The sequence below is a fragment of the Buchnera aphidicola (Nipponaphis monzeni) genome, assembly GCF_006741185.1.
Lineage (GTDB): Bacteria > Pseudomonadota > Gammaproteobacteria > Enterobacterales > Enterobacteriaceae > Buchnera_H > Buchnera_H aphidicola_T.
Genome location: NZ_AP019379.1, coordinates 156,446 through 182,523, shown reverse-complemented (window position 1 = coordinate 182,523; position 26,078 = coordinate 156,446). Strand labels below are relative to the sequence as shown.

Below are 26,078 nucleotides of genomic sequence, written 5' to 3'. Positions count from 1 at the left end.
TACTTTTAATTATACATTCACTTGACACTATCTGATTGAATTGCTGTTAACAATATAGTATAAACTATATCCTCTACGCTAGCTCCTCTAGATAAATCATTTACTGGTTTTCTAATACCTTGCAAAATTGGACCTACAGCAGAAATATTAGCCGATCGTTGAACCGCCTTGTATACAACGTTTCCTGTATTTAAATCAGGAAAAATAAAAATAGTAGCTTTACCTGCTACTAACGATTTAGGAAATTTTAATTTTGCAACATCTTTATCAAAAGCTGTATCATATTGCATAGGGCCATCTATGACCAAGTCAGGTCTTTTTTTATGTACTATATCAATAGACAATTTTATTTTTTCTACTGATGGTCCTTTTGCAGAATTCCCTGTAGCATACGATATCATTGCAATAATAGGCCGAATACCAAAATTTTTTGCTGTATCTGATGATTGAATTGCTATTTCAGCTAATTCTTTTGCAGTAGGAGAAATGTTAATAGCACAATCAGCAAAAATTAATACTCGCTTAGAAAATAACATAAAAAATACAGAAGAAATTAAAGAACAATTAGTATCTAATTTAATTAACTGTAACGCAGGACGTATTGTGTCCGCTGTAGTATGTGCAACACCTGATACAATTCCATTAAATTTATTTTGATCTAACATTAATGTTGCTAATATCATGTTATTCTGTAAACTTTTTTCTGCCTGCAATATATCCATACCTTGAACAAATCTTTTATCTACAAGATACTTAGTATATTTATGACGTACTTTTTCAGGATCAATAATTCGAATATTATCTCCTAAAAATATTCTAGATTGTAATGCAATATCACGTATTTTACATTCATTACCTAAAAGTATACATTTTGCTAACTTTAATTTTTCACATATTGAAGCTGACTGTAATATACGTATATCTTCACCTTCAGGTAACATAATACTTTTTTGTAATTGAATTGCTTTATTTCTTAAATTATATTTAAAGGAAACAGAATTGTTTATACCTATACTTTTTTTAAAAGTAATTAATTTATCAATATATTCATCATTTATATGTTTTAATAAACATTTCTTAATTTTTTTTAGTTCAATAACATTGTAATTAATTGATTGTACAAAAAAATTTTGTAACCTCTGCATTATTTCTAAAAAATTTAACTCAGTAAATAATATTGGAATATTAAATAAAAAAATTTTTTTAAACATTTTTTTAATATCACTAAGTAAATAAATTTCTCCTATTACTAAAATTGCTCCAAGTTTTAAACCTTTTGCTATAGCTAAACATAATTCTTGTAATACATTTTTTTGATTATTAAAAATAATTAATAAAACATCCTTATAATCATTTTCTTTAATAACACTAATATTCTTATTTAATAAATAAAAATATTTAATTTTTTTAACATATGTTTTATCTAAAAATATTTCCTTTATTCCTAGGTAATTAATAATATTTGTAATATTAACATATTTGACACTTGTAACCCATGAAATACATTTAATAAATTTGTTAAAATTGTTTTTAATAAATTTATTGTTTAATATAGATGTATATTTTTCATCAATGAAAAACGATTTATATGGAATAAGATCATTTAAAAAAAAGTTTTTATTGCTACAATTATTTAATGAATTTATTTTATTAATAATTAGACCTACAACATTACTACACTGATTATCTAAAAAATTATTTAATAATATTTTCAAATCATTATTAATATAATTTTTATCATTATTATTTAAAGATGTAATAAGTAAAATATTACTTTGAGTAATACGAGCTATATCAATATTTAATTGATCAATGATCTCCGATTTACAATCTACATCTATCCCTTCTATAAGAAGAATATTACACATTTTTTTTATTCTATAATAGTTCGTTAAAATCATGTCTAACAAATTATTATAATAAATCTTATCTCTTAAAAAAATAATACTCTCAACTACTATAGTAGTTACATTACAAAGTTTTTTAGTATCATTCATCATAAATGAAGTATTTAAGCTGCAAAAATTTTTTTTATTATTATGCATTAAAACAACTGGTTTAAAAAAAGCAATTTTAAATTTGTTTTTTTTAAACAAATGAACTAACGCTATGCTAATTCTAGATAAACAAATATTATCTTTAATCGGAATTAATGTAATGGTTTGAAACATAAGATAACCTAAATAAGTTATAAATATTTTTAAAAATTAATAAAATATTATATTTTATTAATTAAAGTAACTACTTCTTTAGCAATAGCTAAATCTTCATTAGCTTGTATTACTATTATAGGTATTGTGTTAACTTGATTAATATAATAAAAATTACTGGTAATACTCTTTAAACTATTTAATCGTTCATCTAAATACAGTCCTATACAAGACAAATTTTTTACAGTTAATTGTCTAACAAAATAAGAGTTTTCTCCTATTCCTCCTGTAAAAATAAGAGCATCTAATCGATTATCCATTAAAGTAGCATATGAACCTATATATTTTGATAATTTATAACAAAAAACATCTATCGAACGTTTAGATGCATTATCAGTAGAATAGTTATTTACAGCATATCTACAATCACTACTTTTTTCGTTTAATCCTAATAAACCTGATTTTTTATTTAAAATATTACTTATTTTATCCATTCCAAATTGTAATTGGCGATTCATAAAAAATATTATTGAAGGATCTAAATCACCACTTCTTGTACCCATAACCAAACCTTCTAACGGTGTAAATCCCATAGATGTATCAATACATTTCCCATTTTTAATAGCCGCTATAGAGGACCCATTGCCTAAATGACAACTAATTATATTTAATGAATTTATAGATTTATTTAATATTTTACTAGTTTCATATGTTATATAATTATGACTAATTCCATGAGCTCCATAACGTCTTATTTTATGTTTAGTATAAAACTCATAAGGAATAGCATATAAATACGCTTCTTCAGGAATCGTTTGATGAAATGCGGTGTCAAATACAGCTATATTTTTACTTGAAATGTCTGATAACAAACGTATAGAATGTTTAATTCCTAAATAACTATTATAGTTATGTAAAGGCGCAAGATAAGATAATTTTTTTATGCAGTTAATAACATATTGATCAACTATAACCGAATTTTTTAATTCATCTCCACCATGAACAACTCTATGCCCTATTCCAATAATTTTTCTTAAAATAGTACTAGAAACTTTTAGTAAAATATCTTTTAAAATATAATCAATCATATCACTATATGACATTTCCTTATTAAACTGTTTTGTATACTGTGTACCACAAATATTCCATTTAATTTTAAAATTGTTTGTATAGAGCATATAACTAGATCCATATAAATATTTAATACCATCTTCTACATTTAATATAGAAAATTTTATAGATGAACTTCCACAATTTAACACTAATACGAATTTTTTTGACATATTATCATTCTCTAAATTCATTTTTTTACATTGCAAATATAAATGTTTATTTTAAAACTATCAAATATAAATTTGACAAATAATAGTAAAGAATATAATAATTTTTATTATTTAAGATTTGTTATATATATTTTAAATACATATAAATTATACATATTATTATTATGTATTAACCAAACACATCACTATAAACATTATTTATACTTTACTAAAATATTTACTATAATACCTCACGTAATATAAATAAAAAGCACTTTACTAAAAAACATATCAAGAAATTAATCATTAACTTTGTATCATTTAAAAATTAATTCAAACTTTTTTTTAAAATGATAAAAATTTTTATATTTATTTATAAAATATAACTATTATATATAAATACTAAATTAATTTAATGTAAAAACTATTTGTTGTTCATTATAATTGCCATATTAATTTATTTTTTTAAGTATACTTTTTTAATAACAGTAATAAATAATATTTATATATAATGAAAAAAATGTCACATATACTACAACTTTTATTAATGTAAAATCACTTTTTTTCTTTTAATAGCATGAATTTTAATTTTAATTAATTCACTTATAGGGTCCTCTGGACAACTCTCTACAAAATGAATTAAATCTGTTAATGCAACATGATTACACTCTAATTGAGCATATATTAATCCTCTATCACGAATTTCATATGGATCATTTGGACTAATTTCTAAAAGAATTTTATTAACATTTAAAGCCAATTCTATTTTTTCTTCTTCCATTAAAGCTGTTTTCAAATTTCTAAGTACATTTTTAATAACTAATAATGATTTAGACTCATTTAAATCATCTTTATACAATTCTGCAGTAGGGCTAATATTTCCCTTTAACCAAATTTCTAATGTATGATTATCTAAAATTTCTCCATTAAAAGGATCAATAAACCAAGTTTCATTATTCTCAGTCCAATATATTTTTAAAATTAATTGTGTTGGGAAGATAACTGGTTTTAAAGGAATTTTCAACTTTTGAGCTATATGTAATAATATAATACCAAGAGAAACAGCTGCACCTTGTTTATTTTCTAAAACATAATCTATCCATAATGTGTCTGACAACTTATATATCCCACAAGCTGTTCCAAATTTCCAATGTGCATAAAATAGCTGCAATAACTTTTTTAATTGACAAACTTTAGTTAATTCTTTTGACATATATATTTTCGCTTCATTTACTTTATCATTTAATTCGTTCATAACATATTTTAGCCTAAAATCTTCCCGAATTATTTTAGATATGGCAATCATAGAATCAAAAATTGACAATTTAGATAAATTAATATTAGTAAGAGACATTATATTATTCTCGACAATAGCACTATTTTGTTTATCAACATTAACTAACAAATTATTTTTATACTGATGTATTAAAAATTTTTATTATCACTAATAACTATTTTTTAATAATCATTAAATGCTCAATTATCATTTATAACGATATAATTAAATTTACAATAACACATGAATTGCTATAAAAAAGTTATAGTAACAAATCATTATTTTTTTTGACCACATACTACACGATCTTTTTGAGCATGATCTTTAAATGATAAAATATTTTTAAAACCATTTTTTTTAAAAAGTTTTTTAACTATATCTTTTTGTTTCCAACCATGCTCAAGAAATAACCAACCTTCATTTACTAAATATTGTTTAGAACAATGTATAATATACATAATATCATATAATCCTTCGATATTAGACACCAGAGAATTTATTGGTTCATATCGAATATTTTTATTAAATAAAATGAATTCACTTTTACTCAAATAAGGAGGATTACTTACAATAAAATCAAATTGTAAATATTTAACTTTAGAAAACCAATAATTACTATATAAAAATTTTACATTATATAATTTTAAACGACTTAAATTATATTTAGATAATTTAATTGCTTTTTTATTTCTATCTATCCCTAAAATACTCCAATTAATTTTAGAAGCAGCTAATGCTAACGCTATTGCTCCACACCCAGTGCCTAAATCTAATACTTTAGAAATTTTATTTCGTTTCCAATTTAATACTAACTCAACTAATAATTCTGTTTCTGGACGAGGAATAAACACTCCTTTGTCTACTTTTAAAGATAATGACCAAAAATCTTTACGTTTTATTAAATAAGCTACAGGTTCTCCTTGCATTCTTCTTAATAATAATTTTTCAAATAACATTTGTTCCTTACTTGTAATCTGTTTATCATAATAACACATTAAATAACTACGATTTTTTTTAAGAACAAAGCTTAATAAAACTTCAGCGTCACATTGAGGAGTAGAACTAGATATTAATTTTTTTATAGACAAATTTAAACAATCTTTAATAATCATACATTTTTTTTTGATAAATTTGAAAGCATGTCTGCTTGATATTCTTGAATAATAGGATGTATTAATAAATCTAAATTTCCTTCTAATATTTCATCTAAACGATACAAAGTTAAATTAATTCTGTGATCAGTAATTCTATTTTGAGGAAAATTATATGTTCTATTCCTATCAGATCTAAAACCACTACCTAATAAATTCCTTCGTATATTTGCATTTTTTTCATGAAGTTTAGATCGTTCCATTTCTTCAATTCTAGCAGATAAAATAGATAAAGCTTTAGCTTTATTTTTATGTTGAGATCGTTCATCTTGACATTCAACTACACTACCTGTAGGTATATGTGTAATTCTAATAGCTGAATCAGTAGTGTTAACATGTTGGCCTCCTGCCCCAGAAGATCTAAAAGTATCTATTTTTAAATCACTAGCATTAATGTTAATTTTGAGAATATGTGAAGCAATAGGCATAATTGCTACTGTACAAGTAGAAGTATGCGTTCTACCTTGCGTTTCTGTCTGAGGAATTCTTTGTACTCTATGCCCTCCTGATTCAAATTTTAATCTTCCAGAAACACCTTTCCCTTTAATCTTGGCAATAATCTCTTTAAATCCCCCTTGCTCCCCCTCGCTACGGCTCATTATTTCTATTTTCCAATGACATAATTCAGAATATCTTGCATACATTTTAAATAAATCTCCTGCAAAAATAGCTGCTTCTTTACCTCCTGTAGCTGCTCTTATTTCAATAAAGCAACTTTTATTGTCATTTGGATCATTAGGTAATAACAAATTATTTAAATTATTTTCTAATATATTACTTTTTTTCAATAAAATTTTTATTTCTTCATTAGCCATTTCTGATAAATCTTTATCGTATAATAATATATTTAAAGCATTCACTTCTTTCTTATTTAATTTCCAATCTCTAAAACACATTATAATATCTGTTAATTTAGAATGTTCCTGAGATAATTTTATAAAATTGTTTTGATTTGAAGATATATCTATTTTAGAAAGTAATAACTCAAGTTCTAAATAACGCTTTTCTAAAATTTTTAACTTATTTAAAATGGAATGATTCATACTTTTATCTACTTACAAATTATAGTTATAATTATAAAAATAATAACTAATATCAATAAAATTTACTGTTTCAAAATAAATACCAAATACTTAAAAATATAATCAATATTCATTAATTTCTATAAAAAAATGTTTACTTGAAAATAAATAACTTAAAGTTATACATATAAGTATGTATGTAAAATATTAAAAATAATTAAATTTATTTTTGATATTAATAATAATTATTATATACTAAAATATATAGAATCATATTGTAATTATAAATTACTACAATAAATATTTTTATAAAACAATCAATATATAAAATACACATTACAAAAATGATGACCGAAATTATTCTTAATAATATCAAAAATTTTTTAAATACTGACAATCTTTAATAAATCATAATATAAAGTCTTATTTTTCTATTAAAAAATTAGTCTTATATAAAAAATACATGAATTTTGTATTTAATATACATAATGACAATTTAAATAAATAACAATATATTTTTAAAAAAAATCGTATATTTTAAATATCTATACAACATTAAATATATAAAAAGTTACATTTACATTAAAAAAGTTAAATATGAATAATTATTAAATTAATAATATAAACACTTTGATACTATAAAATATATATAGAAAAATTTATTATGCAATTATTATTATGTACTACTAATATAATTATATTTAAAAAATATAAAATACAAACAACATATATTGTATTGTAATATAAATACCATGCAAACACTTGCATCTTTTATAAGTATATATCAATATTCTAAAACAATTAGATAATATTACAAAAATAATAAAGAATACTCGATATAATATCGAACTATTATACACTATACATATAAATACATAACTATAATCTAACAATGTTAACGTTGACAATAAAAAAATGTCGGAAAACATATAATGTCTAATATTAAATTGTTTTGTGGTAATGCAATTCCAAAACTAGCACTATCTATAGCAAATAAATTACATATTAATTTAGGAAAAGCTTTAGTTAGTCGTTTTAGTGATGGTGAAATAAGTGTACAAATTAATGAAAATGTAAGAGGAAATGATGTATTTATTGTACAATCTACATGCTTTCCTACAAACGATAATCTGATGGAATTAGTTGTAATAGCTGATGCTTTAAGAAGAGCTTCTGCTGGAAGAATAACTGCAGTTGTACCCTATTTTGGATACTCTCGACAAGACAGAAGAGTAAGATCTTCAAGAGTACCCATTACTGCTAAAATAGTTGCTGACCTTTTATCCAATACAGGAATCGATAGATTATTAACTGTTGATTTACATGCAGAACAAATTCAAGGTTTCTTTGATATACCAGTTGATAATGTTTTTGGTAGCCTTATAATTTTAAAAGATATGTTTAAACTAAATTTAAAAAATCCAATAGTTGTCTCACCAGATATAGGTGGAGTTATACGTGCTAGAGCTATTGCTAAATTATTTAATGATACTGATATGGCTATTATTGATAAACGTAGATCCACTACAAATAAATTAAAAATTATGAATGTAATTGGAGATGTAACAAACCGTGACTGTATTTTAGTTGATGATATTATAGATACAGCTAATACATTATGCAAAGCTGCACAAGCATTAAAAAATCGTGGATCAAAAAGAATATTTGCTTATGCTACTCATCCTGTATTTTCAGGAAATTCAAAGAAAAATTTAATTCAATCAGTTATTGATGAAATAATAGTATGTGATACCATTCCTTTGTCTAAAGATATACAATCAATATCAATCGTTCGAACATTAACTCTTGCAGGTATGTTAGCTGAAGCTATTCTGAGAATTAGCCAAGAAAGATCCATATCAGAAATGTTTAAACATTAAAAATGTTTGACTTAACTATTAATAATTTAATATATTTTTTAAAAAAAAATTAGTACACTAATTTTTTAATTTTAGTGTACTTTATTATTAATTTAATTTTTTTTATTATTAATAATAACCGATAATATTATTATAATGTATGTAAATTTTGTGTAAAAATGACAATACAAAAAAATACCTATTAATTACACAATCCTATAACTATAAAATTTTAATAACAAACTATATATAAAATTAAAAAATTTTATATTTCACAAAACATATTGTAAGCTATTTAAAAAAGAAATAATTCATACTACGAATAACAAAATTTTATTAAAATAAACAAATATTATGTATACATTTATCATTGTGGAAAAATATTCATTATAAAAATTATTAAATATTTAATTTTTGAAAATAAAAAAAACATATTATACAAATATAATATCTTTAATTAAGAAAAATATAAATATATTATTAACAATATATAAAATTTGTTGCTTTTATAAACATAAAAATTTTTATTCGAAATAAAATGTTTTTAGTACTAACTAATACTATTGTAAATATTATAATTATAAAATTTTTATTGTTTCAGTTTATATCAAGTTGATAACCACCTATAAATTTATATTTGTACAAATTTAAAGTATAAAATATTAATTACTATAGTTATAGTTATAAAAATATTCGAAAAATAATAATTAAACACTTTTCGTTCATTACATTTAATTTACACTTACTCGAAAAATGTCAGTTATACTAAAAATTATTATAACTAATTACAATTAACTTATGTTAATACAAAAAAAATGAATACTAATTTATAATTATGAATACATTTTTACATATACACTATAAATATTTAGTTACTTGACTATGTAATACCTTAGAATAAATATTCTACTTTATATATTAAAGTACTTATACATATATCGTAAAAGATATGATATTTTTTTAAAAAAATATATCTAATATTATTTTTTCAAATACTTTAAATAAACATATATTTCAGAAACTGCATAAAAAGAACCGAATACTAATATTATATCTTTTTTGTTAGCACACATATAAGAATAATTAAAAGCACATTTAATACTATCAAACACAAAACAAGAATTATGAGGTAATATTTTTTTGTATTGTATTATATCAACGCTTTTCACAGTATTAAGAGGAGCACAATACCAAAAATCTACTATATCTATTAAAGTCAATAAAGTATTTCTTATATCTTTATTTTTTAACATACCTACTACTGCATGTAGTTTACCATAACTACTAATATTTTTTAACTGTTGTAACAAAAATAAAGCTGCAGGCGGATTATGAGCGACATCTAATATTACACAAGGATTTTTTAAAATAATTTGAAATCTTCCAGGAAGAGTAATTTGATTTAAAGACTTAGATATTATATCATTACTAATATTAAATCTAGAAGCAAATACAGCAGCTAATGCTGTAGCTGACCCTATTAAAGATATCTTAGGAATAGGTAAACATTTTAAATAAAAACTTTCATATCTAAAATTCCAAGTATGTGGAAAGGTTTGTAACTCCCATTCTTGACCTATTTTTTTTATTAATATTTTATTTTTCAACGCTAGTCTATAAATAGACTCAGGAAATAAACGATCACCTAAAATACCAACTTTTTTTTTTCTAAAAATGCCATATTTTTCCATTGCTATAGAATCTAATGTTGTCCCTAAAACTTCAGTATGATCTAATCCAACATTAGTAATAATTGATATATCAGGTTCCACAATATTAGTAGGATCACACCTCCCTCCTATTCCAACTTCTAAAATAATAACATCTAACACTTTTTTTTTAAAAATTATTAAAGCTGATAAAGTTATAAATTCAAAATAATTTAAAATTATACCATGTCTCACTGATTCTATTAAACTCAAAGCTTTAATATGATGAATATCATCTATAATATTTCCATTAATCCTAATACGTTCTTTGTAATTTATTAAATGAGGTGAAGTATATAGCCCAACTGTATAACCTGATAAAAGAAATAATTTTTCTAAAAAATAACAAGTACTTCCTTTACCATTAGTTCCTGAAACTATAAAAATATAAGATGATAAAGGTAGCAAATTTAACATTTTTGCAATTTTACTTACATGATCTAAACAATTATTATGTACATTATTTTCGAAATTTTTAATATATTGAATCCAATTATATAAAGAATCATTTCTTATTAAGATAACATTTTTTTTCATAACAAATACGCTTTAAAATACTAAGTAACTTAATTATACACAAATATATAAAAACCAAAAAATTGTTCTAAAAAATATTTAACATACACATATTGTTAAAACCTGAAATTAATAATTAAAGACTTAAAAAAAATAAATGATCGTTTAAAAAATTAAATATATATTAAATCTTACACATTTGTATTTAAAACATTTATTTAAAAAATTGATTAATGTTTAAACAAACATTATTTATTATGTATTACAATACATATTTTTACTTTAAAAAAATTATTCTAAAATAAAAAATTTATTATATTCATAATATCTACTATTTTTTTTGCAAAAAAAATTTACTACTAAAATAGTAATGTTTTTATAATCTATAATTGACAACGCTAAAAAAAATATATAACTTTAAAAGTTAGTTAATTCAATTTTCTACAAATTAAACTAACTAACTTATTTATTATAAGTAATTTTTAAAAAAATTTAAAAAGCAATATAAAACATGTTCACTAAAAGTAAATATAACCATATTAATGATTAAATACATATTATGAACATAAAAAATAATTTAATAAAATATTGTTATATTACATAATAATGTTGAAAATACTTTATTAATAAAAAACAGAATTAATAAGTTATTTATAAAAAAAATAAATAATACATAAATTAATTTTTAAAAAAATGTACTCTTAAAAAAGAATTAATAATATATACAATTACAAAATATAAAATATTATCTCTTCAAAAAAAATACTTCTTATATTAAAAACTGTTAAAAAATATATGTTTTTTAAAAAAAAATTTTTATAAAATATTATAATATATTTATACTTTTACTATAAATTGATGTTTATATATCCATATATAACATATAATAAAATGCATATTATTTTTTTGAAAAAAATTTTTAAAAAAAATATAAATATTTAAATTTTTCGATTATAAAATACAACTTTAGTATTATTTATACTAAATTTACATATAAAAAATATAAAAAATTTACTTTTAATGTCTATAATATATTTTTAATAAATTTTTCTTGAAATTATTCTGTATACTTGTACTTCAGTAAACGATTATTAAAACAACTTAAATCTATTGATTTTCTTATTTATAATGTTTAGAAAAATGTTTAAAAAAATGTATCTAAATAATTTTTTTAACGTTAATTAATAATTATAATATTGTAAAAATAAACTAAAAAAATTTGGATAACACCCAATTATTATTACACAACTAGAAAGTATTAATATTAACAACTCACAAAATATATAACGTATACAACAAGTATTTACATTTACTTTAACATTATTTTTTAAAACACTGTCTTTTTTTAAAAACATGTTAATTATTATTTTAAAATAAAAATAAACACTTATTATACTACCGATTAATAATCCTATAGTTAATAACCATAAATGTTCTTTAATAGATAATATAAGTAAATAAAATTTACCTATAAATCCGATAGTACCTGGAAATCCTATTAAAGATAACAAATTTATCAACATTGATATTGCAAGTACTGGACGTTTCCAAAATAATCCTTTGTAAACTAATAAATTGTTACGATCTATTCCAACAAACATATTTGATACCAAATGAATACAACCAAATATACATATATTGTTTATTAAATACCCTATTAAATATAATGTAGATGTTTTTATAGTTAAGAAATAACTATGAATACCAAATATTGTTATTAACAAATAGCCTATATGACCTATAGAAGATAATCCTATTATTCCTTTTACATCTTTTTGAAAAATTGCCATTATATTACCTATTATCATAGATAAAAAAGTCATATATTCTACAATCACAATAAAAAATTGTACATTTATTAATGTTGTATGGAAACAAAAATTCATAAGCAAACTAAACATTGCTATTTTTACTGTAGTAGATAAGAAAATTAAAACAATAGAAGGAGTATCTCTATATATCTCGAAAATCCATATATGAAAAGGAACAATAGACAATTTTAATGCAAAAGAAAACAATATTATTGCTAATCCACACAAAAAAATAATATCTTTACTAAATAAAACAGTATTTAAAAAATACTTAATCCTTAAAAAGCTTAAATCTCCAATTGATAAATATATCAAAGCCATACCTAACAATATTAAAGTAGTACCTAAAGCTGAAGAAATAAGATATTTTATTACAGCATTTAAAGAACCTTCTTCACTGTAAGAATATCTAATTAAACCAATCATAGGTACACATATTAATTCTAAACTGATAAAAACTGTTACCATATGATTAGCAATACTTAATAAAATACTACCTATTATAGTAAACAATATTAATAAATAAAATTCTTCTTGATTAAATTTAAAATTTGATAACCAAAAATAACCAAAAATACAAGCAAAAACACCTGAAAAAAGAAGCATACTTATATTCACAATAGAATGTTTATTTAAAAAAAATAACATAGATGCATTAACTGGAATAAATTGATTAACTATAAATAAAGCTAAAAAAGCTAATAATAAACTTATAATACTTAAAATAGCAGTTAAACAATGAATTCTTCTCCATGCAATTATTAACATTATTAATATTACACCAGACATTAATATAATTATTGGAAGTAATGCTATTAATTGAATAATTGTCATTTTAATCACAAAAATTTACCCTTCTTCTAAAAATTGTTATTTAAAACATAGCAATAAATCTTTTATATAACATTTATTATATTTAATATAATAGCAGGATGAATACCTATATAAATTAAAGAAGAAATTAAAAATACTATTATACTTAATTCTCGAATAGACATAACATTTGATGTACATGGTTTCGAATGTAAACCATAGTTAAAATATTGAATAACTTTAATAGAATATATGCTCGATATAATTAATCCGATTCCAATTAATATCACTATAATAGGAGATTTTTGGAAAATACCTAATAACATCAAAAATTCACCAATAAAATTTCCAGTTCCTGGAATACCCAAATTAACCATAATAAAAAATAATAAGAAACCTGATAACCACTTAATACGATTCCATAAACCTATTAACTTACGTAAATCATACGTATGCCACCTTTTATATATACACCCTGATAAAACAAACATTCCAGAAATAGATAAACCACTAGATAATATTTGAAATATGACGCCTGTATAAGATAATTGGTTATGAATATAAATACCTATTAACATAATTCCTGTATGAGATACAACCATATACGCAATTATTCGTTTGATATTAGTTTCTGAAAAAGCAATTAAGGCAGGATAAAACATAGTCAACAATCCTAAAAAAATAGCAATGTTAGAAAAATCCGAAGAGGCATTTGGGAAAAATGGTACACAAAATCGCAATAATCCATAAATTGAAGTTTTTAATATAAATCCAGATAAATCTAAAAATCCAGAAATAGGAGAAACTGCATGCACATTAATTAACCAAGTATGAAAAGGAACAATAGGTATTTTAATTGCAAAAGCAACAAATAATCCTAGCATTAATAAATATTCTAAATTAAAATTTAAAGGTACATGTATGAGTGTATTATAATCAAAAGACCAAATGTAACTCTTATTATGAAAATTGATCACTAACCCTAAAAACACCAACAACATAATTAAACTAGAAATTTGTGAAAAAATAATAAAACTATTAGCTATATGTACAGAATTTATTTTATTATTTAAATTAATACCCCATATAGAAATAATAAAATAAATAGGTAATATCACTAATTCCCAAAAACAAAAAAACAAAAATAAATCAATAGATAAAAATATACCCATAGTCGCAGCTATTAAAAACATAAAATTAAAATAAAAAAACCCTTGTTTTTTTTTTATTTTATTCCAAGAACACAAAATAGCTAATATTCCTATAACATTTGTTAATAAAACTAATAAAAAAGATAATTGGTCCATTCCTAAATGAATATCAATACCAAACTCACGAATCCAAGATACATCAAATTCCATCAACCATTTTTTTGCAACAAAAGGTATGTTCATCTTAGAAGTATGATCAAATAAAATCCATATTTTACATAAAATACTTAATGTTAATATATTAAATATTAAAGCTATTAACCGAGCGTATTTTTTGTTAAATATCTCTGATATCCAAGATACAACACCCCCTAAAAAAGACACTGCAATAAGAAAAGGTAATAACATTTTATATTCTACCTTATAAAAACATTTTTTATAAAATTTTATACATTTAACTAATGTAGGATAACAACAAACATTATTTGTTAAAATGCTACAAATATTTATCGTTTTCATAAACAAATTGTAAAACTATAAAAAATTTTAAAACATCATATTAAATATATTACAAAAATTAATATTGTTAATATATTATTTAATGATACAAAAACGTACCATTTTAAATATCCTATTTGTATTTTAGTTAATATGCAATACAAACAACCTATAAATCGAACTATACATTTTGTTAAAATTTTGAAAGGATCATTTTTTAATAAATAAGTTATATTTTGAAATGGCTTTATTAATATTACATAATATATGTTATCAAAACTATATCTTGTTAAGTAATAATTCAATAATTTATTATTATTTTTTATAATATTAAAACTTTTCATATTAATTTGTTGCGATTTCCACAAAAAATAAGCACAAAATACTCCTATAATAGATACAACACTAGAAATTATTTCCGTATATAACTTATTGTAGTTATGTAATAATTTAACTGTAGGAAAACATGATAATTTAGGAATAATAAATATACTAATAGTAGTTGAAAACAACATTAAAATAAATAAAGGAACATGATGTAATAAACTATAAGAAATATTACTTACTTTAATACTTTTTTTCCCATGAAATACATTAAAAATTAAACGAAATATATATAAAGAAGTTAAAAAAACACCTATTAAACTAATATAAAAAAATACCGTATGATTCATAGCCAAAACTCTATATAAAATTTCGTCTTTACTATAAAAACTAGAAGTAATCAGCGGTATTGATATTAAAGAAATTCCACCAAATAAAAAAGCAACATATGTCAAAGGTATTTTATTATATAATCCACCCATTTTAAAAATATTTTGTTCATTACTAGAAGAAACAATCACTGAACCAGCAGACAAGAAAAGTAATGCTTTAAAAACTGCGTGCACTAATAAATGTATAATTGAAGCACTCCATGCCTGAACACCTAATCCTAAAAACATATACCCAATTTGACTAATTGTAGAATAAGCTAATATTTTTTTTATGTTGTTTTGTATTAAAGCTAAACAACTAGCCATAATCAATGTTAAAAGTCCAATTAAAGATATTACAACTAAAATATTTGGATTTAACACAAAAAAATAATAATTTCTAGCAATTAAATAAACACCAACAGTAACCATTGTAGCCGCATGTATCAAAGCTGATACAGGAGTAGGTCCAACCATTGCGTCAATTAACCAAGTATGTAAAGAAATTTGTGCTGATTTAGACATAGCACTTAATAATAACAATATTGTAATAACGTTAATTATCGTTGTATCATATACAATGTATTTATAATTTACTAACATTTCTAATGTTTTAAAATTAAATGAACTAAATGTAACATAAATAAATAAAATACCTATTATTAAAAATATGTCACTAATTTTAGCAAATAAAAATGCTTTCATAGCCGATAAACCATTAGTTAACTTTTTATTATAAAAACCAATTAGTAAATACGAACAAATTCCTACACCTTCCCACCCTAAATACATTAATACAAAATTACTAGATAATATTAAAATTGTCATACTAAAAATAAATAAATTTGTATAAGCAAAAAAAAATGATATTTTTTCTTTAATATACCAGCAAGAAAAAAGATGTATTATGAATCCTATTGCTATTACCATAGTTAGCATTGTTAGAGATAATTGATCTATTAAAATACTTAAACTAATATTTAACTGCCCTAAATTAATCCAATTAAATAATTTCTGCTCTATACAAAAATTATATCTACTAAACAATATTTTATTTATATAAATAACTGACAATAACGCAATAAATATTGTACTCACACCTATAATGCAAGAAAACTTTCTAGAAATCCAAGTATTTAAAATTGTTAACAATATAAAACCTGCTAATGGAAAAAAAATAGTTAAATAAATAATACTCATTTTTTTATCTCACTTAAACAGTCTACATTCAACGTTTTATGAAACTTATATAATTGAAGCAATAAAGATAAAGATACACTTACTTCTACAGCTGTTGCAGTTATGATAAACATATACATTATTTGACCAAAAGAATGTCTAAAATAATTACCTACCAATATAAAAAATAATGACATAGCATTTGTTATAATCTCTATACTAATTAAAATAAAAAACAAATTACGTCGTATTATAATTCCTATTATTCCTAACGCAAATAATATAATTGATAAAGCTAATCCGTGAAATAGTGGAATCATAAAGTTTCCTGATTTTTTAATTTTAATAATTTTAACAATTTATTATTAGCAAAAAAAATTGTGTTATTCAATAATAAGCTATTGCCCTAAATGAAAAACTACAACTAACCCTGCTAGCAATAACATTGAAGACATTTCAACAATTAAAGAATAACTATTAAATAAATCAATTCCAACTGTTTTAGTATCAATAACAATATTTAATAAATTGTATTTATTCTCTGTAGAAGAAAGTATATACACCATTACAACAACAAAAGTTATGAATAGATACAAACCTCTTCCCCAACAAACAAATTGAATCCATTTAATTTTTTGTGTAATTAATTTATTTTTAAAGTTCAATAACATAATTACAAATACAAAAAGCAACATTATAGCTCCAGTATATATAATTATCTCTAAAGCAGCGGCAAAAAAAGACCCTAATAAAAAGAATATACCTGTAATAGATAAGAAAGAAATTATCAAATATAATAAAGCATACATAGGTCTATTTTGAATAATTACTAACGTTGTTGAGATAATAGATATAATACCAAAAAAGTAAAACAAATACAGCATATAAATTCCTTAAGGTAATATTGTTTTAACATCCACTTTTTTAAATTTTTTATATAATTTACCTTTACTACTACTTTCAATATTAATACCTGACCGTTCATAAAAGTTATAATCTGGGTATTTACCAGGCCCTGAAATTAACAAATCTGATTTTTCATAAACTAAATCTTTTCTTTTATATTCAGATAATTCAAAATCAGGTACTAATTGAATAGCAGTTGTTGGACATGCTTCCTCACATAAACCACAAAAAATACAACGAGAAAAATTAATGCGAAAAAACTTAGCATACCATCTTCCATTTAATTCCGTTTTTTCTAAAGATATACAGCTAGCAGGACAAACTGCAGAACATAAACCACAAGCAACACAACGTTCATTTCCTGTAGAGTCTAATGTTAAAATTATACGACCTTTATATCGAGGAGGTAATAGTACAGGTTCCTCCGGATACATTTTTGTTTCACTTTTAGCAAACAAATTTAAAATTATTAAAAAAATACTTCTAACTTGCGTTGTAATTCCAATAAAAATTTTTTTAAAAAACATATTTACATTCCTTGATATAACAAAATACCAATTGTTATTAATAAATTTAATAACGTTAAAGGTAAACAAACTTTCCAAGCAAAACTCATTATTTGATCATAACGAGGTCTAGGTAAAGACGCTCTAATTAAAATAAATACAAAAACAAAACAAACAACTTTAATTATATACCATACAATTGGATAAAAATAAGGCCCCCTCCATCCTCCAAAAAATAAGTCTACAGCTAACAATGAAATTATAATAATTGCTATATATTCAGCTATAAAAAATAACCCAAATTTCATACTAGAATATTCAATATGATAACCGTCAGAAAGTTCTTGTTCAGATTCCGGTTGATCAAAAGGGTGCCTATGACACACTGCTATGGAAGATATTAGAAATGTTATAAACCCCAAAAATTGAGGAACAACATTCCACAAATAATGTTGACTATTGATAATATCATAGACATTAAAAGACTTAGCTCTTGCTACGACTCCCATTAATGACAACCCTAAAAAAACTTCATAACTCAATGTTTGAGCAGATGCTCGAATAGCTCCTAATAATGCATATTTATTATTACTAGACCAACCAGCTAATAATACTGCGTAAATTGACAAACCCACCATCATTAAAAAAAATAAAATTCCTATTTTCAAATTAATAACTAAAAAATTTTTAGTAAATGGAATAATTATAAAAACTAATAAAAAAGAAATAAAAGTAATAACTGGAGATAACATAAAAATAAACTTTTTACTAAAAGGAGGAATCCAATCTTCTTTAAAAAATATTTTTATCATATCAGCTAAAACCTGTAATGTACCTTGCCAACCTACTCTATTAGGACCACAACGATTTTGAAAATAACCTAACAATTTTCTTTCCAATAAACTAGTCATTGCACCTAACATTACTAAAACTAAAACAACAAAAAGAACTTTTAAAAAAATATATAATAATCTATAAGTATGAATTAAAGAAATAATAGTCATAACGCTTCCTTTAAAAAATTAATTGCTTGGCCTAATAAACTTAAAGGCATCCCTATTTTACCCAAAGGTAAACCTATATAACCTACTGGAAAATTATTAGATATCTTTAATTTAATAGAAAACAAACTTCCAAAACAATTAAATTGTACTTGGGCATTATGCTTTAATTGCAACCTTTTTGAATCCTCAAAGCTAATTAAACCTATCGTTTTAGGAATTAAAGTCTTAATTAATGAAGAATATTGAGTTATTTCTTCACTACCAAAAAATAAATAATAAATTATTATTCGCAATCCATCACGTTCGTAAACTTTTTTTTGGTCAATTTTACAATCAACATTAGGTGCAATATATTTTTTATCAAATAATTGTATTCCTAAGTCATTGTTAAAACATCTCAAATTTTTTGTACTATTTAACTTATTCCATGCTTGAGGTGAGTTCCAACCAGGCATCCAAATAAATGGAATATGAGAAGAATATTTATAAAAATTAGGAAATCCTTCCATTGAAAATGCAAACATTGAATCTACGTCTGTCGGTTGTTTAATCTCATGAACATTTATATGTGACATCAATGCTGTTCGTCCACTATTTCGATTAGGTAACCGAGGAATTTTTTGATTAATAATACGAAAATAAGAATTTGGAGCTGCCTTTCGAATGTTTCTAAATTGATCAATATTATTTGCATAATCATTTATTATATCATCTAAATTGTTCCAAGTATTATTTGTAATATAGTAATTTTTTCCTATTAACTTCAACCATCTCCAACTATCCATAACAGATATATCTTTCTGATATACGTTAGGATCATAAACTTTAAAAAACCTTTGTGCTCTGCCTTCATAATTTACTATTGTACCTGAACTTTCAAAAAAACTAGTACTAGGAAACGTCAAGCTACCTTTTATCATACTCATAGTATTTTGATGATCTAAAACTATTACAGTTTTATTATTATTAAAAATAGTTTTTAATTTTGCAGTAGAAAACATTCTATATAAATCGTTTTCTACTATGATTAAAACACTATTCTTAGTTTTTTCAAAAATACTTAAAGATTTTTCAATAGAAATACTTGAAATTAAAGACACCCCCATACTATTAGCGTTATCTGATAATAAAACAACACCTATTTCTGATTCTGCATTCATTTTTTTTATTATTGTTGCTACCTTAACTACAGATTTTAATAAATTAACATTCCTAGAATGTGAACCACAAATAATTAATGGTCTTTTAGAATTTAATAATACTTCAGCAATTTCTAAAACTTTTTTTGTTAAAAATGGATCGCAAAAATCATTAGAAATCGATTGATTGTTCATTTGATTTATTAATTCTAAAAAAAATTTTACTTGATTTGGAATAGAAGTAATATAATTCCAACTAGATAATTCATCTAATTTAGTACTATTTGTATTAATGTTATATAGTATGTTTTTTTTATTTTGCGCAATATTTAAAATAGCTAAATGGTTCCATTGATCAATATTTTTATTAATAATTTCATCATTATTTACTCTTTTAATCATTTGTCTTAGAGACAAAGCCATTCTAGGAGAATTCATAGTTAAATCTTCTCCAACGACTAAAGCTACATCGTAATTGTTTTCTATTTCATATAACGTAGGAATATGAAATTCTTTGCTGTTTAAAACACTTACTATGTAATTCATACAAAGTTGTTCATCTTGTAACATTCCTGACGAAAAATTTTTACTACCAACTAGTTTTAATAAAGCATAATTACTTTCTATACTAGCCCTTGAAGAACCAATACCTATAATTTTACTCGATTTTTTCAAAACATTCTGAGCAAGTCGTATTGCTTCATTTGTTGTTAAATTTTTATACGAATTACTAGTAAAATATTTAGGTTTATAAGGTCTTGAATCTCTGTGATTAAAACCATATCCAAAACGTCCTTTATCACAAATAAAATAATGATTAACTTGAGGATTAAATCTATTTTCTATTTTCTGTACCTTACCATATCGTTCTCCAACAATAATATTACAACCTATACTACAAAAATGACATATACTTGGAGCATACTGCAAGTCCCATTTTCTATTATAATTTTTTAAACTTGTTTTATCAGTAAAAACTCCCGTAGGACAAAGTTCTATTAAATTACCAGAATGTTCATTTTCTAAAATACCATCTTCCACACGCCCAAAATAAATGTTGTTCGATATACCGTATACGTTAAAATCTGTACCTTGAGCATAATCTTTATAATATCTTACGCAACGATAACAATGTATACAACGATTCATTTCATGTGAAATAAAAGGCCCCAAATATTGGTTTTTATAAATTCTTTTGGGAAAACGATACCTCCGATACAAATGACCAGCCATTACAGTCATATCCTGTAAATGACAACTACCGCCCTCTGCACATACTGGACAATCATGGGGATGATTTAACATTAATAATTCTATTATACTTCTCCTAAATTTTTGTACATCCTTATCTTGAATAGACACTTTAATTCCATCTTTTGAAGGTGTCATACACGCCATTACTACACGACCTACTTTATCATTTTTATTACTATATAATTTAATAGCACATTGACGACAAGAACCTACACTACCTAACAATGGATGCCAACAAAAATAAGGAATATCTTTACCTAATAATAAACAATTATGCAGTACATTTTTTAAATCATCTACTTCATATTTTTTATTATCTATATAAATAATAGTCATATTAAATATACTTCCAAAAGAATAAATAAAATATTTAAAATAACAATAATATTATTATTATGTTACAGTAACTGAATTTTTTATTAAAAATTAAGTTGTAAAATATTAACCTGTTATAAAATTACACTGAATACCAGAAACAATATCTAAACGATTTTTTATATTCACGTTAATGCCTAATTCAAAATCTTTTCTAAAATATTTAATAGCACTTTGTAATGGCTCTATAGCACCTGGTGCGTGTGCACAAAATGCTTTACCAGAGCTAAGATTACTGCATAGTTCTTCTAATATTTCAATATCTCCAGATCGTCCTATACCTTGCACTATATCTTCCAATATTTTTACAATCCAAGGTAATCCTTCACGACAAGGAGTACACCATCCACACGATTCTCTAGAAAAAAAACGTTCAATATTTAATACAAGGGATACCATATTAATAGAATCATCAACTACCATTGCTAAACCAGTACCTAAACGACTACCTACTTTTTGTATATTCTCAAAATCCATAGGTGTATCTATTTCATTAAAAGTTAAAAAATCAGTACTTGCGCCTCCAGGTTGCCAAGCTTTAAAAGTAAATCCATCTTGCATTCCTCCAGCATACTTTTCTAAAATTTCTCTTGCAGTTATTCCAAAAGGTACTTCCCATACACCAGGATTATTTACTCTACCAGAAAACCCCATTAATTTTGTACCAGTATCATTACTATAAGACAACTTTTTATACCAATCAACTCCATATAACATAATTCCTGGTATATTAGATAAAGTTTCAACATTGTTTACGCAAGTAGGTTTACCCCATAAACCAGAAATACCTGGAAAAGGTGGCTTGAATCTAGGATTTGCTCTTTTACCTTCTAAAGAATTTATTAACGCAGTTTCTTCTCCGCAAATATAACGACCTGCACCTGTATGTATATAAACTTCTAAGTCAAAACCACTTCCAAGAATATTTTTACCTATATAACCTGAGTTCCTACTTTCTAAAATAGCTTTTTCTAAAATATATTCTGATTCAACATATTCCCCTCTTAAAAAAATGTAACTACAAGATGCTCCTAAAGCAAAGGAGCTTAAAATTATACCTTCAATTAATAAATGAGGAATCCGCTCCATTAAAAACCTATCTTTATACGTTCCAGGTTCCATTTCATCAGCATTGCATATTAAATAACAAATATCATTATTTTTATTGTTTAATATTAATTCCCATTTAATCCCTGTACAAAAACCACCTCCTCCTCTACCTCTAAGTTCTGATCTTCGAACAACATTTACAACATCTTTAGGTGACATATCTTTTAAAGTATTTTTTAATGCTATATATCCTAATTTATTTTTATACTCCTGAATCCACACAGTTTTAGAATTATTTCTGATCCTCCAAGTTAATGGATGTGTTTCTTCTTGTACAATTTGTTTTTTCATTTGTAAGATTCCAGTAAATTTATTATAGATACATCAGATACATTTGAATAAATATTTTGATTTATCATAATAGTCGGAGCTTTATCACAATTACCTAAACAACATACAGGCAATAAAGTAAATTGATTATCAACAGTAGTCTCTCCTATTGTAATTCCTAATGTATCTATTAAAACTTTTTTAATTTTTTCATAACCCATTACGTAACACACAACGCTATCACAGTATCGTATAATGTTTTTACCAACAGGTTTTCTAAAAATTTGATTGTAAAAAGTAGCTATACTTTCTATTTCAGAAATTGACACTTTCAAAATTTCTGATATATCAATAATAGCCTGTTTAGGAACCCATCCTATTCTTCTTTGAACAATTTTTAATGCTTCAATTGAAGCTGCTTTAGAATTAGCATAAGATTTTTTTTTACATTCTATTAACATTCGTTCTTTATTAGTTAGCATAAATATTACATTTTTTATATATATTTTATAAAGTTAAATTAATTATCTATCTACATCTGACATTACAAAATCAATACTGCCTAAATACACAATTAAATCTGATATTAAACTACCTTTAATAACATAAGGTATTTGTTGTAAATGTGGAAAACTAGGCGTTCTAATTCTAGTTCTATAGCTCATAGTGCCACCGTCACTAGTTAAATAATAACTATTAACTCCTTTAGTACCTTCTATCATTTGAAAAGATTCATTACAAGGCATTACAGGCCCCCAAGAAACTTGTAGAAAATGATGAATCATACTTTCAATATGGTTTAATACACACTCTTTAGGTGGGGGAGTAGTTAAAGGGTGATCAATCTTAAAAGGTCCTTCTGGCATATGGTTTAAACATTGGTCGAGAATAGACAAACTTTGATATATTTCTTCTACTTTTAACATTACTCTAGAATAAGCATCACTAACACCATTTCCTATTGGAACATCAAATGTAAAATGTTCATAACCTGAATAAGGTCTAGATTTTCTAATATCAAAATTTATTCCAGTAGCCCTTAAGCCTGCACCTGTAACACCCCAATTCAAAGCCTCTTTTGCAGAATATATTGCTACACCTTTAGAACGACTAACTAGAATACTATTTCTTAAAGCTACTTTTGTGTATAATTTTAAACGCTTTGGAAGCCATTTTAATAACTTTTTTAACAAAATATTCCATCCTTTAGGTAAATCATGAGCTAATCCGCCTATACGAAACCATGCTGGATGCATTCTAGCACCAGTAATTGCTTCAATTAAATCGTAAATTTTTTGACGATCTGTAAAAGCTAAAAAAACAGGAGTCATTAATCCTAAATCTTGAATAAAAGTAGAAATATACAATAAATGACTATTAATTCTAAATAATTCTGACAACATTACTCGAATAAATTTAATTCTCTCAGAAACTAATATACCTGCCAATTTTTCTACCGCTAAAATATAAGGCATTTCATTAACACATCCACCTAAATATTCTATACGATCAGTATAAGGTATAAAACTATGCCAAGATTGACGCTCTGCCATCTTTTCTGCTCCCCGATGATGATATCCAATATCAGGTACACAATCTACAATTTTATCACCATCTAATTGTAAAATTATTCTAAAAACTCCATGAGAAGACGGATGATTCGGTCCTAAATTTAAAAACATATAATCCGAATTTAATCCTTTTTTTTTCATACCCCATAATTCTGGTTTAAACTTTAAAGATTCCATCTCTGAATCTTCTTTGGTTTTAGTTAAAATATATGGATCAAACTCCGTAGCTCTAGCTGGATAATCTTTTCTTAAAGGAAAACCTTCCCACCATTTAGGCATAATGATATGCCTTAAGTATGGATGATTTGTAAAAACAATACCAAACATTTCCCATGTTTCACACTCATACCAATTTGCATTTGGAAAAATATTAGTAATAGTTGGCAACCTTAAATCATTATTACTTAAAAACACTTTTAATAATACATCCTTATTTCTATTTAAAGATATTAAATGATAAAATACTGAAAAATCAGCTTTAGGTAATTTAGAACGATGTAATCTCAAACGTTCATCTATACCATGTAAGTCAAATAACATATTGTAAGGATTTTTTAATTGTTGTAAAAAAATAATTACTGATAATAATATGTCACGATTAATCCAAAGTACTGGAAATCCAATACGAGTAGATTGAATAAAAAAATTATTCTCTTTAAATTTTAGAAATAATTCCTGAATTAACGGATCATCTAAATGTTTTTTATTACTAATTTTTTCTGATATCAACATTATCTACATACCTATTGTTAATAACGATATTGGTAATATTTCATTCCAATAGATTTTATCAATACAATCAATATTGTAATAAAAAGTAATTTAATAATATTAGAATATTTATTTCATAA

18 protein-coding genes are annotated in these 26,078 nt (G+C 23.6%); 1 reads left to right on the top strand and 17 read right to left on the bottom strand.

Going from position 1 to position 26,078, the window contains the following annotated elements:
- Positions 1-17: 17 nt before the first annotated feature.
- From pta to prfA, 5 genes are all read right to left on the bottom strand, one after another.
- Positions 18-2,171 (bottom strand): phosphate acetyltransferase, encoded by a 2,154-nt coding sequence (gene pta, locus BUCNMO_RS00755; RefSeq protein ID WP_158344705.1) that lies wholly within the window; start codon positions 2,169-2,171, stop codon positions 18-20.
- A 47-nt stretch (positions 2,172-2,218) separates the two neighbouring features.
- The gene (locus tag BUCNMO_RS00750; protein ID WP_158344703.1) at positions 2,219-3,433 is read right to left on the bottom strand and encodes an acetate kinase; all 1,215 of its coding nucleotides are present in this window, start codon (positions 3,431-3,433) and stop codon (positions 2,219-2,221) included.
- Positions 3,434-3,956: 523 nt separating this feature from the next.
- On the bottom strand, positions 3,957-4,769 hold the full coding sequence (gene sirB1 / locus BUCNMO_RS00745; protein ID WP_158345269.1) for an invasion regulator SirB1: 813 nt from the start codon (positions 4,767-4,769) through the stop codon (positions 3,957-3,959).
- A 197-nt stretch (positions 4,770-4,966) separates the two neighbouring features.
- Positions 4,967-5,800 carry a peptide chain release factor N(5)-glutamine methyltransferase gene (gene prmC, locus BUCNMO_RS00740; RefSeq protein WP_158344701.1) on the bottom strand — a complete coding sequence of 278 codons (834 nt, stop codon included), beginning with the start codon at positions 5,798-5,800 and terminating at the stop codon, positions 4,967-4,969.
- The gene (gene prfA / locus BUCNMO_RS00735; protein WP_158344699.1) at positions 5,797-6,882 is read right to left on the bottom strand and encodes a peptide chain release factor 1; all 1,086 of its coding nucleotides are present in this window, start codon (positions 6,880-6,882) and stop codon (positions 5,797-5,799) included. Before prfA ends, prmC begins: the two co-directional genes overlap by 4 nt.
- A 911-nt stretch (positions 6,883-7,793) precedes the next feature.
- Here prfA and BUCNMO_RS00730 point away from each other — a divergent pair.
- Positions 7,794-8,741: a ribose-phosphate pyrophosphokinase gene (locus BUCNMO_RS00730; RefSeq protein ID WP_158344697.1), complete on the top strand. Its 948-nt coding sequence runs from the start codon at positions 7,794-7,796 to the stop codon at positions 8,739-8,741.
- Between the two features lie 959 nt (positions 8,742-9,700).
- On the opposite strand, the gene folC is transcribed toward BUCNMO_RS00730, so the two are convergent.
- From folC to nuoC, 12 genes are all read right to left on the bottom strand, one after another.
- On the bottom strand, positions 9,701-10,966 hold the full coding sequence (gene folC, locus BUCNMO_RS00725) for a bifunctional tetrahydrofolate synthase/dihydrofolate synthase (protein WP_158344694.1): 1,266 nt from the start codon (positions 10,964-10,966) through the stop codon (positions 9,701-9,703).
- Between the two features lie 1,160 nt (positions 10,967-12,126).
- Positions 12,127-13,590 carry an NADH-quinone oxidoreductase subunit N gene (locus BUCNMO_RS00720; protein ID WP_232037633.1) on the bottom strand — a complete coding sequence of 488 codons (1,464 nt, stop codon included), beginning with the start codon at positions 13,588-13,590 and terminating at the stop codon, positions 12,127-12,129.
- Between the two features lie 62 nt (positions 13,591-13,652).
- Positions 13,653-15,128, bottom strand: a complete 1,476-nt coding sequence (locus BUCNMO_RS00715) for a complex I subunit 4 family protein (RefSeq protein WP_160118317.1) — start codon at positions 15,126-15,128, stop codon at positions 13,653-13,655.
- Positions 15,129-15,274: 146 nt separating this feature from the next.
- Positions 15,275-17,113 (bottom strand): NADH-quinone oxidoreductase subunit L, encoded by a 1,839-nt coding sequence (nuoL, locus tag BUCNMO_RS00710; protein WP_158344689.1) that lies wholly within the window; start codon positions 17,111-17,113, stop codon positions 15,275-15,277.
- The gene (gene nuoK, locus BUCNMO_RS00705) at positions 17,110-17,412 is read right to left on the bottom strand and encodes an NADH-quinone oxidoreductase subunit NuoK (RefSeq protein ID WP_158344687.1); all 303 of its coding nucleotides are present in this window, start codon (positions 17,410-17,412) and stop codon (positions 17,110-17,112) included. Before nuoK ends, nuoL begins: the two co-directional genes overlap by 4 nt.
- Before the next feature lie 78 nt (positions 17,413-17,490).
- On the bottom strand, positions 17,491-17,976 hold the full coding sequence (gene nuoJ, locus BUCNMO_RS00700) for an NADH-quinone oxidoreductase subunit J (RefSeq protein ID WP_158344685.1): 486 nt from the start codon (positions 17,974-17,976) through the stop codon (positions 17,491-17,493).
- A gap of 9 nt (positions 17,977-17,985) precedes the next feature.
- Complete coding sequence (nuoI, locus tag BUCNMO_RS00695) at positions 17,986-18,525, bottom strand: NADH-quinone oxidoreductase subunit NuoI (RefSeq protein WP_158344683.1); 540 nt, start codon at positions 18,523-18,525, stop codon at positions 17,986-17,988.
- Between the two features lie 2 nt (positions 18,526-18,527).
- Complete coding sequence (gene nuoH, locus BUCNMO_RS00690; RefSeq protein ID WP_158344681.1) at positions 18,528-19,508, bottom strand: NADH-quinone oxidoreductase subunit NuoH; 981 nt, start codon at positions 19,506-19,508, stop codon at positions 18,528-18,530.
- The gene (nuoG, locus tag BUCNMO_RS00685; protein WP_158344679.1) at positions 19,505-22,237 is read right to left on the bottom strand and encodes an NADH-quinone oxidoreductase subunit NuoG; all 2,733 of its coding nucleotides are present in this window, start codon (positions 22,235-22,237) and stop codon (positions 19,505-19,507) included. The genes nuoH and nuoG overlap by 4 nt, the downstream gene beginning before the upstream one ends.
- 105 nt (positions 22,238-22,342) lie before the next feature.
- Positions 22,343-23,677 carry an NADH-quinone oxidoreductase subunit NuoF gene (gene nuoF / locus BUCNMO_RS00680; RefSeq protein ID WP_158344677.1) on the bottom strand — a complete coding sequence of 445 codons (1,335 nt, stop codon included), beginning with the start codon at positions 23,675-23,677 and terminating at the stop codon, positions 22,343-22,345.
- On the bottom strand, positions 23,674-24,138 hold the full coding sequence (gene nuoE / locus BUCNMO_RS00675) for an NADH-quinone oxidoreductase subunit NuoE (protein ID WP_158344675.1): 465 nt from the start codon (positions 24,136-24,138) through the stop codon (positions 23,674-23,676). Before nuoE ends, nuoF begins: the two co-directional genes overlap by 4 nt.
- 42 nt (positions 24,139-24,180) lie before the next feature.
- Positions 24,181-25,959, bottom strand: a complete 1,779-nt coding sequence (nuoC, locus tag BUCNMO_RS00670; RefSeq protein WP_158344673.1) for an NADH-quinone oxidoreductase subunit C/D — start codon at positions 25,957-25,959, stop codon at positions 24,181-24,183.
- Between the last annotated feature and the right edge of the window lie 119 nt (positions 25,960-26,078).